This window comes from Streptomyces sp. NPDC050418, assembly GCF_044458745.1.
Lineage (GTDB): Bacteria > Actinomycetota > Actinomycetes > Streptomycetales > Streptomycetaceae > Streptomyces.
The window spans coordinates 378,663-393,529 of record NZ_JBITIG010000004.1; the positions used below are offsets into that span (position 1 = coordinate 378,663).

A 14,867-nucleotide genomic window follows, 5' to 3' on the forward strand; every position below is an offset into this window, starting at 1 on the left:
CGTCAGTTGCTCAGCCGCCGAACTCCTCAAGCCCCTTCAGCGCCTGGTCGAGCAGCGCCTGGCGCCCGTCCAGTTCCTTCTGGAGCTTGTCGGCCTTGGAGTTGTTGTCCGAGGTGCGGGCCGCCTCGACCTGGTCGCGGAGCTTGTCGACCGCGGCCTGGAGCTGGCCGGTGAGACCCGCGGCACGCGCACGCGCCTCCGGGTTCGTACGGCGCCACTCCGACTCCTCGGCGTCCTGCAGCGCGCGCTCGACCGAGTGCATCCGGCCCTCGACCTTCGGGCGCGCGTCCCGCGGGACGTGGCCGATGGCCTCCCAGCGCTCGTTGAGCGTGCGGAAGGAGGCACGGGCCGCCTTCAGGTCCGTGATCGGCAGGAGCTTCTCGGCCTCGTCGGCCAGCTCCTCCTTGAGCTTCAGGTTCTCGCCCTGCTCCGCGTCGCGCTCGGCGAAGATCGCGCTGCGGGCCGTGAAGAAGATGTCCTGGGCGCCGCGGAAGCGGTTCCACAGGTCGTCCTCGTGCTCGCGCTGCGCGCGGCCCGCGGCCTTCCACTCGGTCATCAGATCGCGGTAGCGCGCCGCGGTCGGACCCCAGTCCTGCGAGTTCGACAACGACTCGGCCTCGGCGACCAGCCTCTCCTTGGCCTTGCGGGCCTCCTCGCGCTGCGCGTCGAGCGAGGCGAAGTGGGCCTTGCGGCGCTTGGAGAAGGCGGACCGGGCGTGCGAGAAGCGGTGCCACAGCTCGTCGTCGGACTTGCGGTCCAGACGCGGCAGACCCTTCCAGGTGTCCACCAGGGCGCGCAGCCGCTCACCGGCGTGGCGCCACTGCTCGCTCTGCGCGAGCTCCTCGGCCTCGACGACCAGCGCCTCCTTGGCGTGGCGCGCGTCGTCGGTCTGCTTGGCCTTCTGCGCCTTGCGCTCCTCACGGCGGGACTCGACGGACTCGACCAGCTTGTCCAGACGCTTCGCGAGGGCATCGAGATCACCCACCGCGTGGGCGTCGGTGATCTGCTCCCGCAGATGGTCGATGGCCGTCGTCGCGTCCTTGGCCGACAGGTCCGTCGTCTGCACCCGGCGCTCGAGGAGGCCGATCTCGACGACGAGGCCGTCGTACTTGCGCTTGAAGTAGGCCAGCGCCTCGTCCGGCGAGCCGGCCTGCCACGATCCGACGGCACGCTCACTGCCGTCCGCCGTCCGCACGTACACGGTCCCCGTCTCGTCGACGCGGCCCCACGGGTCGCTGCTCACAGCGCCTCCTCCACATGATGCGCTCGCGGGCCCGGCCCGGGGCATCGTCCACAGTTTCCTCAGGGCAGCCGCACACGGCGCCCTGCACAACGCCAACATAGGCGACGAGCAGGGCGGCTGTCCGCATCCAGCGCTACAGAATCCCTGGGGATCAGCTCTTCTTTACCGTCGCCTTTTCGATGGTGACGGCCTTCTTCGGCGCGCCGTCCCCGGGGCTCTGGCTTCCGTCGGCGACGCCTGCCTTGCCGACCGCCTCGACGGCCTTCAGACCGGCGTCGTCCATCGTGCCGAACGGCGTGTACGCCGGCGGAAGCTTGGAGTCCTTGTAGACCAGGAAGAACTGGCTGCCGCCGGTGTTCGGACCCGCGTTGGCCATCGCGACCGTGCCCGCCGGGTACGTCACCGAGCCGTCCTTGGCCTCCGGCTTGCCGAGACCGTCCAGGTTCTCGTCCGGGATCGAGTAGCCCGGGCCGCCCGCGCCGGTGCCCTCGGGGTCACCGCACTGCAGGACGTAGATGCCCTGCGTGGTGAGCCGGTGGCACTTCGTGCCGTCGAAGAAACCCTTGTCGGCGAGGTGCTTGAAGGAGTTGACGGTCTGCGGGGTCTTCGCCGCGTCCATCGCGATGGAGATGGCACCCTCGTTGGTCTTGACGTCGAAGGTGTACTTCGCCTTCTTGTCGACGGCCATCTTCGGGGCCGGCGACTCCTCGGGCGCCGACGGCGTCTCGGACGGGGTGGAGCCCGCGGAGGTGTCCTTCTTCTTGTCGTCGCCCTTGAATGCACCGGCCGCCCAGGCGCCGCCGCCCGCCGCGAGCACGACCACGAGAGTGGACGCGATGATCGCGTTGCGCTGCTTGGACTTGCGCCGTGCCGACTCGCGCCGCTGCTGCTGACGCGCGAACTTCTCCCGCGCGAGCTGCTTCCGCCGCTGTTCGCTGCTGACCACCGGGTCTCTCCTCGTACGTTCGATCTGCCTGTCCGAAGCCTGCCCGTACCGTATATGGGTTCGCTGTGTGCTGAGCCGCGCCGGTAGGGTTTGATCCGCAGCCCTCGCTGCATTCCGCTGCTCTCGGACCGAAAGTAAGGACGATCGTGCTGATTGCCGGGTTCCCCGCAGGGGCCTGGGGCACCAACTGCTACTTGGTCGCCCCCGCCGCAGGCGAGGAGTGCGTGATCATCGACCCGGGCCACCAGGCCACCGAAGGAGTCGAGGAAGCGCTCAGGAAGCATCGGCTCAAGCCCGTCGCCGTCGTCCTCACCCATGGCCACATCGACCATGTCGCCTCGGTCGTCCCGGTGTGCGGAGCCCATGACGTCCCGGCCTGGATCCACCCCGAGGACCGGTTCATGATGAGCGACCCCGAGAAGGCCCTCGGCAGGGCCTTCGGGCAGCAGCTCCTCGGCGAGCTGACAGTGGGGGAGCCGGGCGACGTGAAGGAGCTCACCGACGGCGCCAAGCTGGAGCTGGCCGGTCTGGAACTGACCGTGTCGCATGCGCCCGGCCATACCAGGGGGTCGGTGACCTTCGGGATGCCCGAGGCGGAGGACATCCCTCCGATCCTGTTCTCGGGCGACCTGCTCTTCGCCGGCTCCATCGGACGCACCGACTTCCCCGGTGGCTCCATGGACGAGATGCTCGAATCGCTGGCCCGCGTGGTCCTGCCGCTCGACGACTCGACCGTGGTCCTGCCCGGGCACAACCAGCAGACGACCATCGGCCAGGAACGCGCCACCAATCCGTATCTGCGGCAGGTGGCCGCTGTCCGACAACAGGGCAGCATGGACGCTCCCCGACGAGGAATGTGACGAGAGTTTTCCCGTGAGCACTTTTCAGGCCCCCAAGGGCACGTACGACCTGCTTCCGCCGAATTCCGCGACCTATCTGGCAGTGCGCGACGCCATCTCGGCCCCGCTGAAGAACTCCGGCTACGGCTATGTCGAGACGCCGGGCTTCGAGAACGTCGAGCTGTTCGCGCGCGGTGTCGGTGAGTCCACCGACATCGTGACCAAGGAGATGTACGCCTTCGAGACCAAGGGCGGCGACCGGCTCGCGCTGCGCCCCGAGGGCACCGCCTCCGTGCTGCGCGCGGCCCTGGAGGCCAACCTGCACAAGGCGGGCAACCTGCCGGTCAAGCTCTGGTACTCGGGCTCGTACTACCGCTACGAGCGCCCGCAGAAGGGCCGTTACCGCCACTTCTCGCAGGTCGGTGCCGAGGCGATCGGTGCCGAGGACCCGGCGCTCGACGCCGAGCTGATCATCCTGGCCGACCAGGCGTACCGCTCGCTCGGGCTGCGGAACTTCCGCATCCTGCTGAACTCGCTGGGCGACAAGGAGTGCCGTCCCGTCTACCGGACCGCGCTCCAGGATTTCCTGCGGGGACTCGATCTCGACGAGGACACCCTGCGCCGCGCCGACATCAACCCGCTGCGCGTTCTCGACGACAAGCGGGCCGACGTGCAGAAGCAGCTCGCCGGCGCGCCGGCGATGCCGGACTACCTGTGCGACGCGTGCACCGCGTACCACAAGGAAGTACGCGAGCTGCTCGACGCGGCCGGCGTGGTCTACGAGGACGACCCGAAGCTCGTGCGCGGTCTCGACTACTACACGCGCACCACGTTCGAGTTCGTGCACGACGGTCTCGGCTCGCAGTCCGCGGTGGGCGGCGGCGGCCGCTACGACGGTCTGTCCGAGATGATCGGCGGCCCCTCGCTGCCGTCCGTCGGCTGGGCGCTCGGCGTCGACCGTACGGTCCTGGCGCTGGAGGCGGAGGGCGTGGACCTGCAGCTGCCCGCCACCACCAGCGTGTTCGCGGTGCCGCTCGGCGAGGAGGCCCGCCGGGTGCTCTTCGGCAAGGTCGTCGAGCTGCGCAAGGCCGGGATCGCCACGGACTTCTCGTTCGGCGGCAAGGGCCTCAAGGGCGCGATGAAGAACGCGAACCGCTCGGGCGCGCGCTTCACGCTCGTCGCCGGTGAGCGGGATCTGGCGGACGGGGTCGTCCAGCTCAAGGACATGGAGTCCGGGGAGCAGGGGCCCGTGGCGCTCGACGCGGTCGTCGAGACGCTGAAGGCCAAGCTCGGCTGAGCCGTCGCTGTCGTACGTGAGCCCCGGGGCGCTGCTCCGGGGCTCACGCACGTCAGTGGTCGAGCAACCCGAGCCGCATCGCGCTCGTCACCGCCGACGTACGGTCGTCCACGCCCAGCTTGCCGAACGTGCGCAGCAGATGGGTCTTCACCGTGGACTCGCCGATGTGCAGCCGCCGGCCGATCTCCGCGTTGGTGCAGCCCTCGGCGACCAGCCGCAGGACGGCGGTCTCGCGCTCGGAGAGCCGGGGCCGCTCGGGACGGGTCCGCAGCTGGTCCACCAGGCGCGCGGCCACCGAGGGCGCGAGCACCGTCTCGCCGCGGGCGGCCGCCCGTACGGCGTCGGCGAGTTCGCCGCGCGCGAGGTCCTTGAGCAGATAGCCGGCCGCGCCCGCCTCGACGGCGCGCAGGATGTCGCGGTCCGTCTCGTACGTGGTGAGCACGATGACACGGCAGGTCAGACCGGCCGCCGCCAGCCGCTCGATCGACTCGACGCCGCCTCCGCCGGGCATCCGCAGGTCCATCAGGACGATGTCCGGGGTCAGGGTGGCGATGAGCGCCTCGGCCTGCGGACCGCTGGACGCCTCGGCCACGACATCGAGATCGGGCTCGGCGCTCAGCATCGCGCGCAGGCCCTCGCGGACGACGGGATGGTCGTCGGCGAGCAGGATGCGGATCATGGCGTGCTCCTCGACAGACGCGTGGACCGGTCCTCGCCGGGGGCGGACGGGGGATCGGGCCGCTCTCCCGGATCCGACGGGTCGGGCGGGCCTGACGAGGCCGCCGGACCGGACGGCCGCGGCGGCACGGCGGCCGGCACCGGCAGCCGTACGGTGACGGTCGTCCCCGCACCGGGCCGGCTCGTCACGGCCGCGGTGCCGTGCACCTCGGCCGCCCGGGCCCGCAGGCCGCGCAGCCCGAACCCCGCGTGCGGGGCGCCGGTGTCGAATCCGCGCCCCGAGTCCCGTACGGCCACGACCAGTTCCTCGTCGTCGTAGGAGAAGTGCACCTCGGCCGTGACCTCCTGACCCGCGTGCTTGCGTACGTTGCTGAGCGCCTCCTGACAGGAGCGCAGGGCCACGACCTCCAGGCCGGGCGGCAGCGCGCGCGGCGTGCCGGTGACGGTCAGGGTGGCGCGGTGGCGGTCCGCGAGCCGGCGCAGCGCGTCCGGCAGCGAGCCGCCGTCGTCCAGGTCGGCCGGAGCGCGGCCGGCCACGAGGGCGCGGGCCTCGGCCAGGTTCTGCCGGGCCGTCTGCTCCATGAGCGCCAAGTGCCGTCGTGCGCCCGGCAGATCGTGCTCCACCTCGGAGTCGACGGCCTGGACCAGCATCAGGAGGCTGGTGAACCCCTGGGCGAGCGTGTCGTGGATCTCGCGGGACATCCGTTCACGCTCGGCCAGCGCGCCGCGTTCCGCCGAGAGCCGGGCGACCTCCTCGCGTGAGGCGTCGAGTTCGGCGATGAGCGCGGCCCGTTCCTGGCTCTGCTCGATCACCTTGATGATCCAGCTGCCGAAGACGAGGGAGAAGGCCAGGGTCACCAGCGCCGAGACCGCGTTGAAGAACAGCGACTCGCCGTCCGGCCGCCAGATCGCCGCCCAGCCCACGATGGGCAGGACGTTGACCAGAGCGACGGCGATCATCGCCCGCCGGTAGCGGAGCACCATGAAGCACTGCGGGACGAGGGCGAAGGTGGCCAGACGGCTCTCCGGCAGCATCCAGGTCGTCGCGATGAACAGCACCGCGGCGACGACGATGTACCGCAGCGCCGCGCGCTCGTCCTCGCCCTCGGTCCGCAGCACGGTACGGCCCACGCAGAGGTGCCAGGGCACGAGGAGCACGAACAGGCAGCACGCGACGATCCGTACCGCGAGCGGAGCGGGGAACGAGCCGCCGATGACGAACACCACCGTGCCGACCCACACGACCGCGAAGTAGACGTCCCAGCCGAGCCAGACGCGGCTGTGGACGTCCATGTCGACGCCGCGCGGCCCGACGGGACCGGCCGGGCCGCGTGCCGCCTCGGCCGGCCCGCTCAGCCGTCGCTCCTGCTCTTCCACCGGAAGGTCCCCAGACACAGCAGCAATCCTCCGATGCACCAGGCCCCCAGCACCAGGGCGATGCGTCCGTACTCCCAACTTCCCGCGACTTCCAGGACGCTCGCGGACTCCGGCAGGAACACTCCGCGCAGCCCCTGGCACATCCACTTGAGCGGGAACAGCGCGCCGATGTTGAGCATCCACTCGGGCAGGGTGTCGATCGCGATGTAGACGCCAGAGATGAACTGCAGCACCAGGAAGGGCAGGACGACCACGGAGGACGCGCTGCGCGCGGACTTCGGCACGCTGCTGATCGCGATGCCGAGCAGGGCGCAGCCGGTCAGACCGAGCACGAACACCCAGGCGAAGGTCAGCCAGGACGCGGCGTCGCCCGGCAGGCCGACGTCGTAGAAGACCGTGCCCACCGTCACCAGGGCGATCGTCTCCAGGACGCCGGTGACGAGCACCAGCCAGATCTTGCCGAGGAAGTAGACGCTCGGCGGCATCGGGGTGCCGCGCAGCCGGCGGAGCACCTTCTCGTCGCGCTCGATGGCGATCGAGATGCCGAGCGACTGGAAGCTGGTGGACATGATGCCCGCGGCGATCATGGCCGGTACGTAGAGCTGGGACGCGGTGATCCCGGCGCCCTCGACGTCGTCGCTGAAGATCGATGCGAAGAGGAAGAGGAACACGATCGGGAACGCGAAGGTGAAGACCACCTGGTCGCGCTGGCGGAAGAACTGCCGCAGTTCCAGGGCCCCTTGGTGGACCCCGAGCCCCCAGGTCCCGGGCATGCGCGCGTCTGCCGCCTTACGGGTGGGCTGTGCCGTCGTCGTCATCGCACGCTCTCCTGTCCGGTGAGCCGGAGGTAGACGTCCTCCAGCGTGGGGCGGCTGATGCGCAGGTCCGGGATCTCGCCGTCGAAGCGCCCGGTGAGTTCGGCAACCGTGCGGGTGGGCGTCGTGGTGCGCTCGCTGCGCGGGGCGCCGTCGGCCTCGGTCCACTCGACGGTGGCCTCGCCGCTGTACGCGTGGCGGAGCTCCGCGGGCGCGCCCTCGGCCGCGATCCGGCCGCCCGCGATGATGGCGAGCCGGTCGGCGAGCGCCTCCGCCTCCTCCAGGTAGTGCGTGGTGAGCAGGATGGTCGTGCCCTCGTCGGCGAGCCGGCGGATCAGGCTCCAGAACTGGCGGCGCGCGGCCGGGTCGAAGCCGGTGGTCGGCTCGTCGAGCAGCAGGAGTTCGGGCCCGCCGATCACTCCGAGCGCCACGTCGAGCCGCCGTCGCTGTCCGCCGGAGAGCGCCTTGATCCGGCTGCCGGCCTTCTCGTCCAGGCCGACCAGGGAGATGACTTCATCTGCTTTACGAGGATTGGGGTAGTAACGGGCGAAATGCTGCACTGTCTCCCGTACCGTCAACTCGGCGGGCGCCGATTCGTCCTGCCAGACGATGCCGACTTTCGCCCGCCAGGCGCGCGAGCCGTGCGCCGGGTCGCTGCCGAGCACGCTGACCTCGCCGCCGTCGCGGCTGCGGTGGCCCTGCAGGATCTCCACGGTGGTGGACTTGCCGGCGCCATTGGGCCCGAGCAGGCCGAACACCTCGCCGGACCGGATCGACAGATCGATACCGGCCACCGCGTCCACCGGTCCGTATCGCTTGCGCAGCCCCTTCGCGAGGACCGCGGGTTCGCTCGTGGTGGTTGTCATGGCACCGAGCGTCCCGCCGTCACGCCTGCGGGGGCACCACCGTCCGTACCGGCCGATGTCCACCGAACGATGGACACACAGTTCGGTACGGCACAATGACCCCGGGTCCACGCCGGGCGGCGCGCGCGCCGGAACTGCTGATGAGACGGAACTGCTGATGAGCAAGACGACCACGGCGAGCACAGACGTACTCGACGGCCACGACGACGACGCGACGGGCTCGGCGCCCGGGCGCCGGGTCGGGGGCAGCCGTGCGCTCGGCATCCTCCTGGTGGTCACGGGTCTGGCCGGACTGCTCGCCGCGTGGGTGATCACCCTCGACAAGTTCAAGCTGCTCGAGGACCCGACCTTCAAGCCCGCGTGCAGCCTCAACCCCGTGGTCTCCTGCGGCAACATCATGCAGAGCGATCAGGCCTCGGCGTTCGGCTTCCCGAACCCGATGCTCGGCCTCGTCACGTACGGCATCGTCGTGGCCGTCGGCATGAGCCTGATCGCCCGTGCGCGCTTCCCGCGCTGGTACTGGCTGACCCTCAACGCCGGGATGCTCTTCGGTGTCGCCTTCTGCACCTGGCTGCAGTACCAGTCGCTCTACAACATCAACTCGCTGTGCCTGTGGTGCTGCCTCGCGTGGGTCGCCACCATCGTCATGTTCTGGTACGTGACCTCGCACAACATCCGCAACGGGCTGCTGCCCGCGCCGGCGTGGCTGCGCTCCTTCTTCGACGAGTTCACCTGGGTGCTGCCGGTCCTGCACGTGGGCATCATCGGCATGCTGATCCTCACGCGCTGGTGGGACTTCTGGACCAGCTGAGCCGAGCGGCCGAGTCCTGGGCTCAGGCGAGCGCCAGGAACAGCTTCTCCAGCTCGGCCTCGGTGAGTTCGCCGCCCTCGGCGCCCGCGCAGTCGCGCATGCCCGAAGCGATGATCTTGAACCCGGCCCGGTCGAGGGCGCGCGAGACCGCCGCGAGCTGGGTCACGACCTCCTTGCAGTCGCGCCCCTCCTCGATCATCGAGATCACCCCGGACAGCTGACCCTGCGCGCGGCGCAGCCGGTTGAGGACAGGGGTCCGGGTCTCTTCGTTGACCTGCATGGCACGTTCCTTCCGGGGCAGGGTCAGGCGTTCTGCAGCGCCGCACGCACGGGGGCGAGGGCCGCGGGGCGCGGACGGTTGAAGGGCAGCTTGCCGAGCATCGCGGCCATGCCGCAGGTGTTGCTCACACCGGAGTAGACGAGACCGCCCGCGATCCCGGCGGACAGCAGCGCCGCCCACGGCGTGACCAGCGAACCGGCCAGACCCGCCAGGACCAGAGAACCGGCCGTGAACCGCACCTGCCGGTCCATCGCCCACACGTTCCGCTCGGGCTGCGCGGCGGTCTCCACGGGGAGCCCGGCCGCACGCCACGCGTCCGTACCGCCGTCGAGCCCGGTGGCCGCGACCCCGGCGTCGGCGAGCTGCGCGCACGCGTTCGCCGAGCGCATCCCGGCGGCGCACACGACGATCAGCTCACGCCGGGACGCCGCGGCCCGCAGGTCGTCGAGCAGCTGCGGAAGGCTGTCCAGCGGGAGGTTGAGCGCACCGGGGACATGACCGGCGGCGAACTCGCCGGGCCCGCGGACGTCGATGACCAGCGTCGCGTCGGCGTCCTTCGCGGAGAGCTCGACGGCGGTGAGGGTGGGGTTCATGGGGCAGGGGCTCCAGGGGTTGTGGCGGGGATGCGGGGGGGGGCGTTACGGAGGGCGGGCCGGGGGCCTACGAGGTGAGGGCGGCGGTGGCCGAACGGCCCGCCGCCCACGTCGCGTACCCGCCGTCGAGGTTGACGGCCTCGCGGCCGAGCGCGGTGAGCAGCCGCTGCGCGTTGTGCCCGCGCAGACCGACCTGGCAGTGGACGATGAGCCGGCCGTCGGGCAGCTCGCCGGCGCGGTCGCGCAACTCGTCCAGCGGGATGTTCACGGCGCCGGGGATCGACCCGGCGGAGTGCTCGGCGGCGGAGCGCACATCGATGAGCGAGCCCGGTGCGCCGTCGAGTTCATGCCACTGCAGGGTACGGGTGGTGCCGTTGGTGAGGTTCTCGGCGATCAGACCCGCCATGTTCACCGGGTCCTTGGCCGAGCCGTACGGCGGAGCGTAGGCCAGCTCCAGGTCGGCGAGGTCGGAGACGGTCAGACCGCCCGCCATCGCCGTCGCGAGCACGTCGATGCGCTTGTCGACACCGTCCGCGCCGACGGCCTGCGCACCGAGGATCCGCTCGTCGCGCGGGTCGAAGAGCACCTTGAGCGCGATGGGCGAGGCGCCCGGGTAGTACCCGGCGTGCGAGCCCGGGTGCAGATGCAGCGCCTGGTACGGGCGGCCGGCGGCGCGCAGCCGCTTCTCGTTCCAGCCCGTGGCGGCCGCGGTGAGGTCGAAGATCCGCACGATGGCGGTGGCCGTGGCGGCGCGGGCGCGCACCGGGCGTCCGGTGATCGCGTCGGCGACCAGGCGGCCGTGCCGGTTGGCGAGGTTGGCGAGCGGCACGAGCACCGGGTCGCCGGTCAGGGCGTCCCGCTTCTCCGCCGCGTCGCCGACCGCGAAGATCGCGGGGTCGCTCGTGCGCTGCGCCTCGTCCACGGCGATCCCGCCGCGCGGGCCGAGCTCCAGGCCGGCGGCCCGGGCCAGCGAGGTCTCGGGACGTACGCCGATGGAGAGCAGGACGAGATCGGCGGGCAGCTCGCGGCCGTCCGCGAGTTCGACGGCGGTGGGCAGCACCTTGGCGGCCTGCGCGCCGAGCTCCACCCGTACGCCGTGGGCGCGCAGCCGGTCGGCGACCGGGGCGGCCATCTCGGGGTCGAGCGGTGTCAGGACCTGGTCGGCGAGCTCGACGAGCGTGACGTCGAGACCGCGCTCGCGCAGGTTCTCGGCGGCCTCGACCCCGATGAACCCGCCGCCGATGACGACGGCGCTGCGCACGTCCTGGTTGAGGGCCTCGGCGATCCGGTCCGCGTCGGTCACGTCGCGCAGGGTGTGGGCGCGGTCGATGCCCGGCAGCTCCGGCACGAAGGGGCGGGCGCCCGGACTCAGGATGATCCGGTCGTACGACTCCGCGTATGCGCGTCCGGTCTCGGCCTCGCGCACCAGGACCGTACGGTTCTCGCGGTCGATGGCGACGGCCTCGTTGCGCACCCGTACGTCGATACGGAAGCGGGCCGCGAGGGACTCGGGGGTCTGCAACAGCAGGGCGTCCCGCTGCTCGATGCTGCCGCCCAGGTAGTACGGCAGGCCGCAGTTCGCGTAACTGACGTGCGCGCCGCGTTCGAGCACGACGATCTCCGCCCGCTCGTCGAGCCGGCGCAGCCGGGTCGCGGCGGACATTCCGCCGGCGACACCGCCGATGACGACCACCTTCATCGAATCCACGGTTTCGCTCACTCCTGAGTCACTCCTGACGCGTGTCGCTCTGACAGCCCCCTTGTCCCGATACCCCCCACCGTATCACGGGATACCCCCGAGGGTATTTTCACCAGCGGTCACGACGGCATTGTCAGAGGCGTGTCCTAGGGTTGGCGTCGTGGAGCCCGATCTGTTTACCGCCGCCGCCGAAGAGCGCCAGGAGAAGGACCCGGCCAGCAGTCCGCTGGCGGTGCGGATGCGTCCGCGCACCCTCGACGAGGTCATGGGCCAGGGACATCTGCTGAAGCCCGGAGCGCCGCTGCGGCGGCTCGTCGGCGAGGGCGGGGGAGGCCCGGCGGGGCCGTCGTCGGTGATCCTCTGGGGTCCGCCCGGCATCGGGAAGACCACGCTCGCGTATGTGGTGTCCAAGGCCACCAACAAGCGCTTCGTCGAGCTCTCCGCGATCACCGCCGGCGTCAAGGAGGTGCGCGCCGTCATCGAGGGCGCCCGCCGGGCGACCGGGGGGTACGGCAAGGAGACCGTCCTCTTCCTGGACGAGATCCACCGCTTCAGCAAGGCCCAGCAGGACTCCCTGCTCCCGGCCGTCGAGAACCGCTGGGTCACGCTCATCGCGGCCACCACGGAGAATCCGTACTTCTCGGTGATCTCCCCGCTCCTGTCCCGCTCCCTGCTCCTCACCCTCGAACCGCTCACGGACGACGACCTGTTGGGGCTGCTCCGGCGGGCCCTGACCGAGGAGCGCGGTCTCGGCGGCTCGGTCACGCTCGCCGAGGACGCCGCGGAGCATCTGCTGCGGATCGCCGGCGGCGACGCGCGGCGTGCGCTCACCGCGCTCGAAGCCGGTGCGGGCGCCGCCCTCGCCAAGAGCGAGCAGGAGATCACCCTGCGGACGCTCGAGGAGTCGGTGGACCGCGCGGCCGTGAAGTACGACCGCGACGGTGATCAGCACTATGACGTGGCCAGCGCCCTCATCAAATCCATCCGCGGCTCGGACGTGGATGCGGCGCTGCACTACCTGGCGCGGATGATCGAGGCCGGCGAGGACCCGCGGTTCATCGCCCGCCGCCTGATGATTTCCGCGAGCGAGGACATCGGCCTCGCCGACCCGACCGCGCTGCCCACCGCGGTCGCCGCCGCCCAGGCCGTCGCCCTGATCGGCTTCCCCGAGGCCGCGCTGACGCTCAGCCACGCCACGATCGCCCTCGCCCTGGCCCCGAAGTCGAACGCGGCGACGACCGCGATCGGCGCCGCCCTGCAGGACGTACGGGCCGGTCTCGCCGGCCCCGTGCCGCCGCATCTGCGCGACGGGCACTACAAGGGCGCCGAGAAGCTCGGCCACGCGAAGGGCTATGTCTACCCGCACGATGTGCCCGGCGGGATCGCGGCCCAGCAGTACGCACCGGACGTGCTCAAGGACAAGCGGTACTACCAGCCGACGCGGTACGGGGCCGAGGCGCGGTACGCGGATGTCGTCGACCGTGTCCGTGAGCGGCTCGCGGGGGAGAAGGGCCCGGAGGGCCCGGCCGACGCGCGATAGTCGTCACCCGCGCCTACGCTCGGCGGCATGGCAGGCAGCGGGACGACAGCGCGGCGCGGCAGGCTCCGCACCTTGCTGCTCGCCTCCTGCGCGGCCCTCACGGTGGCAGCGGGCTGCACCCCGCTGCAGGTCGAGCGCGCGGACGGCCACTTCGGCACGACCTCGCCCTCGGCGCGGAAGTCTCCGGTGAAGGCGTCCCAGAAACCGAAGCCGACGCCGACCCCCACACCGCAGCGCACCCCGACGCTCGCGAGCAAGGGCTTCCCGCCCGACGCACGGACCGCCCGCGCCCAGCTCGCCGAACTGCAGGTCGCGTGGGGCAAGAACTGGGAGACGTACAAGAGGGCCGAGTTCGGCGAGACATGGTCGGACGCCGTGGACGTACCCGGCGGGCGCAACGGCTGCGACACCCGCGACGACGTACTGCGCCGCGATCTGTCGGACCTCAAGGAGGGCGACCGCAACCCGTGCGTCGTCGTCTCCGGCACCCTCACCGATCCGTACACGGGCAGCAAACTCCCGTACTACTACCGCCGCGCCTCCCGGATCCAGACCGACCACGTCGTGGCGCTCGGCGCGGCCTGGCGGGCGGGTGCCTGGGCGTGGACACCGCAGCGGCGGCTCGACTACGCCAATGACCTCGACGTCCTGCTGGCCACCGACAAGGCGGTCAACGAGGTCAAGAGCAGCCAGACCCCTGACAAGTGGAAGCCGCCGCGGCAGGCGTACTGGTGCGAGTACGCCCGCCGCTGGACCGGGATCAAGGCCAAGTACAAGCTGACGGTCACGGCCCCGGAGAAGCTGGCGCTCCAGGATCTGCTCGCCACCTGCAAGTAGGGCTCCACCACGGGGAGAAGGGGCCTCAGCGCCAGGGCCGAGCCCCAGGACCCGTCGGGTGCAGGCCGGTGACGCCCATGACCACGGAGTACAGGCTCGTCTCCGCTGCGATGAACAGCCGGTTGCGCTTGGCGCCGCCCCACGTGATGTTCGCGACCGTCTCCGGCACGGTGAGCCGCCCGATGAGAGTGCCGTCCGGGTCGTAGCAGTGCACCCCGTCGTCCAGGGCGGCGGCCCAGAGCCGGCCTCCGTCGTCGAAGCGCAGATTGTCGAAGCGCGCCTTCGGCCGGGCCGCCGCCTCGGCGAACACCTTGCCGTCCGACAGCGTCCCGTCCTCGCGCACGTCGAAGACACGGATGCAGCCCGCCCTGGTGTCGGAGACGAACAACTGCCGTTCGTCGGCCGAGAAGACGAGGCCGTTGGGCGCCCCGAAGCAGTCGGCGACCAGACGCACGTCGCCGCTGTCCGGGTCGATCCGGTAGACGTTGTTGGCGCCGATCTCGCTCTCGGCCCGGTAGCCCTCGTAGTCGCTGGTGATCCCGAAGTCGGGGTCGGAGAACCAGACCGAACCGTCCGACTTCACGGCCGCGTCGTTGGGGCTGTTGAGCCGCTTGCCCTGCCAGCGGTCGGCGAGCACCGTCACGGTCCCGTCGTGCTCGGTGCGGGTGACACGGCGGTTGCCCTGCTCACACGTGATCAGACGGCCCTGGCGGTCGAGCGTGTTCCCATTGGTGTGCCCGGCCCCGCGCCGGAAGACGCTGACGGCACCCGTCTCCTCGTCCCAGCGCAGCATCCGGTCGTTGGGGATGTCGCTCCAGACCACCTGCCGCCAGGCCGGCACGTACAGCGGGCCCTCGGCCCAGCGGCAGCCGGTGTACAGGACCTCGAGGTCCGCGTCCCCGTTCATGCACCGCCCGGTACGGAACCGCTCGTCGAACATCTCGTACAGCGCAGGCTGCTCAGTGCCGCTCATGGAACCCCTCCCGGTTGGGCCGAACCGTTCGCCATTGAACGTCGTTCGGCATGAACCGCAGATTGCAGGATGA

General features: G+C 71.0%; 15 protein-coding genes. 5 read left to right on the forward strand and 10 right to left on the reverse strand.

Translation table 11 applies throughout. The features are described 5' to 3' along the window. Window positions 1-10: 10 nt before the first annotated feature. Both ACIBI4_RS12005 and ACIBI4_RS12010 read right to left on the reverse strand, forming a co-directional pair. Window positions 11-1,243, reverse strand: coding sequence for a DUF349 domain-containing protein (locus tag ACIBI4_RS12005; protein ID WP_399203592.1), 1,233 nt, complete (start codon window positions 1,241-1,243; stop codon window positions 11-13). 151 nt (window positions 1,244-1,394) lie between these two features. After that, window positions 1,395-2,189, reverse strand: a complete 795-nt coding sequence (locus ACIBI4_RS12010; protein WP_399203593.1) for a peptidylprolyl isomerase — start codon at window positions 2,187-2,189, stop codon at window positions 1,395-1,397. A 146-nt stretch (window positions 2,190-2,335) separates the two neighbouring features. On the opposite strand from ACIBI4_RS12010, the gene ACIBI4_RS12015 reads away from it, so the two are divergent. Together ACIBI4_RS12015 and hisS are read left to right on the forward strand one after the other, a co-directional pair. Continuing rightward, entirely contained in the window at window positions 2,336-3,049 is a 714-nt protein-coding gene (locus ACIBI4_RS12015; RefSeq protein WP_399203594.1) for an MBL fold metallo-hydrolase, read from the forward strand. A 13-nt stretch (window positions 3,050-3,062) separates the two neighbouring features. Beyond that, on the forward strand, window positions 3,063-4,325 hold the full coding sequence (hisS, locus tag ACIBI4_RS12020; RefSeq protein WP_399203595.1) for a histidine--tRNA ligase: 1,263 nt from the start codon (window positions 3,063-3,065) through the stop codon (window positions 4,323-4,325). Between the two features lie 52 nt (window positions 4,326-4,377). Here hisS and ACIBI4_RS12025 read toward each other — a convergent pair whose 3' ends face one another. The 4 genes from ACIBI4_RS12025 to ACIBI4_RS12040 are packed head-to-tail and all read right to left on the reverse strand — an operon-like array spanning window position 4,378 to window position 8,061. Then, complete coding sequence (locus ACIBI4_RS12025) at window positions 4,378-5,004, reverse strand: response regulator (protein ID WP_399203596.1); 627 nt, start codon at window positions 5,002-5,004, stop codon at window positions 4,378-4,380. Beyond that, window positions 5,001-6,398, reverse strand: a complete 1,398-nt coding sequence (locus tag ACIBI4_RS12030; protein WP_399203597.1) for a sensor histidine kinase — start codon at window positions 6,396-6,398, stop codon at window positions 5,001-5,003. The genes ACIBI4_RS12025 and ACIBI4_RS12030 overlap by 4 nt, the downstream gene beginning before the upstream one ends. Further along, on the reverse strand, window positions 6,356-7,198 hold the full coding sequence (locus tag ACIBI4_RS12035) for an ABC transporter permease (RefSeq protein WP_399203598.1): 843 nt from the start codon (window positions 7,196-7,198) through the stop codon (window positions 6,356-6,358). The genes ACIBI4_RS12030 and ACIBI4_RS12035 overlap by 43 nt, the downstream gene beginning before the upstream one ends. Then, the gene (locus tag ACIBI4_RS12040) at window positions 7,195-8,061 is read right to left on the reverse strand and encodes an ABC transporter ATP-binding protein (RefSeq protein ID WP_399203599.1); all 867 of its coding nucleotides are present in this window, start codon (window positions 8,059-8,061) and stop codon (window positions 7,195-7,197) included. The genes ACIBI4_RS12035 and ACIBI4_RS12040 overlap by 4 nt, the downstream gene beginning before the upstream one ends. Before the next feature lie 157 nt (window positions 8,062-8,218). Between ACIBI4_RS12040 and ACIBI4_RS12045 the strand changes: the two genes are divergently transcribed. Further along, window positions 8,219-8,872, forward strand: coding sequence for a vitamin K epoxide reductase family protein (locus ACIBI4_RS12045; protein WP_399203600.1), 654 nt, complete (start codon window positions 8,219-8,221; stop codon window positions 8,870-8,872). Window positions 8,873-8,894: 22 nt separating this feature from the next. Here the strand turns inward: ACIBI4_RS12045 and ACIBI4_RS12050 are convergent, their stop codons facing one another. From ACIBI4_RS12050 to ACIBI4_RS12060, 3 genes are all read right to left on the reverse strand, one after another. Continuing rightward, window positions 8,895-9,152 (reverse strand): metal-sensitive transcriptional regulator, encoded by a 258-nt coding sequence (locus ACIBI4_RS12050; RefSeq protein ID WP_399203601.1) that lies wholly within the window; start codon window positions 9,150-9,152, stop codon window positions 8,895-8,897. A 23-nt stretch (window positions 9,153-9,175) separates the two neighbouring features. Beyond that, window positions 9,176-9,745, reverse strand: coding sequence for a rhodanese-like domain-containing protein (locus ACIBI4_RS12055; RefSeq protein ID WP_399203602.1), 570 nt, complete (start codon window positions 9,743-9,745; stop codon window positions 9,176-9,178). 67 nt (window positions 9,746-9,812) lie between these two features. Continuing rightward, window positions 9,813-11,465 carry an FAD-dependent oxidoreductase gene (locus ACIBI4_RS12060; RefSeq protein ID WP_399203604.1) on the reverse strand — a complete coding sequence of 551 codons (1,653 nt, stop codon included), beginning with the start codon at window positions 11,463-11,465 and terminating at the stop codon, window positions 9,813-9,815. Window positions 11,466-11,604: 139 nt separating this feature from the next. On the opposite strand from ACIBI4_RS12060, the gene ACIBI4_RS12065 reads away from it, so the two are divergent. Both ACIBI4_RS12065 and ACIBI4_RS12070 read left to right on the forward strand, forming a co-directional pair. Then, window positions 11,605-12,984, forward strand: coding sequence for a replication-associated recombination protein A (locus ACIBI4_RS12065; RefSeq protein WP_399203605.1), 1,380 nt, complete (start codon window positions 11,605-11,607; stop codon window positions 12,982-12,984). A gap of 27 nt (window positions 12,985-13,011) precedes the next feature. Then, complete coding sequence (locus ACIBI4_RS12070; RefSeq protein ID WP_399203606.1) at window positions 13,012-13,821, forward strand: HNH endonuclease family protein; 810 nt, start codon at window positions 13,012-13,014, stop codon at window positions 13,819-13,821. A gap of 25 nt (window positions 13,822-13,846) precedes the next feature. Here the strand turns inward: ACIBI4_RS12070 and ACIBI4_RS12075 are convergent, their stop codons facing one another. Continuing rightward, a complete protein-coding gene (locus ACIBI4_RS12075) occupies window positions 13,847-14,794 on the reverse strand; it encodes an SMP-30/gluconolactonase/LRE family protein (RefSeq protein ID WP_399203607.1) in 948 nt (315 codons plus the stop codon). Between the last annotated feature and the right edge of the window lie 73 nt (window positions 14,795-14,867).

Excerpts from the sequence above, each read along its gene's own strand:
- ACIBI4_RS12025 (WP_399203596.1), bottom strand. The coding sequence starts at position 5,004 with ATGATCCGCATCCTGCTCGCCGACGACCATCCCGTCGTCCGCGAGGGC.
- ACIBI4_RS12035 (WP_399203598.1), bottom strand. The coding sequence starts at position 7,198 with ATGACGACGACGGCACAGCCCACCCGTAAGGCGGCAGACGCGCGCATG.
- ACIBI4_RS12040 (WP_399203599.1), bottom strand. The coding sequence starts at position 8,061 with ATGACAACCACCACGAGCGAACCCGCGGTCCTCGCGAAGGGGCTGCGC.
- ACIBI4_RS12045 (WP_399203600.1), top strand. The coding sequence starts at position 8,219 with ATGAGCAAGACGACCACGGCGAGCACAGACGTACTCGACGGCCACGAC.
- ACIBI4_RS12050 (WP_399203601.1), bottom strand. The coding sequence starts at position 9,152 with ATGCAGGTCAACGAAGAGACCCGGACCCCTGTCCTCAACCGGCTGCGC.
- ACIBI4_RS12055 (WP_399203602.1), bottom strand. The coding sequence starts at position 9,745 with ATGAACCCCACCCTCACCGCCGTCGAGCTCTCCGCGAAGGACGCCGAC.
- ACIBI4_RS12070 (WP_399203606.1), top strand. The coding sequence starts at position 13,012 with ATGGCAGGCAGCGGGACGACAGCGCGGCGCGGCAGGCTCCGCACCTTG.
- ACIBI4_RS12075 (WP_399203607.1), bottom strand. The coding sequence starts at position 14,794 with ATGAGCGGCACTGAGCAGCCTGCGCTGTACGAGATGTTCGACGAGCGG.